1 protein-coding gene is annotated in these 289 nt (G+C 70.9%); it reads left to right on the plus strand.

Features of this window, described 5'->3' with window-relative positions; genetic code table 11:
- The coding region (locus V5E28_RS49335) for a PDZ domain-containing protein (protein WP_336217235.1) at positions 1–289 on the plus strand (289 nt) is incomplete at both ends.

Genomic DNA, 289 nt, shown 5'->3' on the forward strand with positions numbered 1-289 from the left:
CGCCCGACTACTACGAAGGCGACGGCTACGGCCTCGGTTTCCAGGCGAACGTCAACGGTCCCCAGGTGGACGGCAACCCCGGAGTCGCCCTCCCGCCGCTGTTCGTCACCACCGTGCAGGGCGGCGCGGCGCAGGCGGCCGGACTACGCCCGGGCGACATCATCGAATCGATCAACGGATCGGCGCCCTTCATCGACGGGAAGCCCACCCCCGCGATCGCCGCCCTCTACCCGCAATACCCGCAGGCCCGCCCGGTCCAGTTGCGGATCCTGAGGCAGACCACCGGCCG

It is taken from the genome of Nonomuraea sp. LPB2021202275-12-8 (genome assembly GCF_037044575.1).
GTDB lineage: Bacteria > Actinomycetota > Actinomycetes > Streptosporangiales > Streptosporangiaceae > Nonomuraea.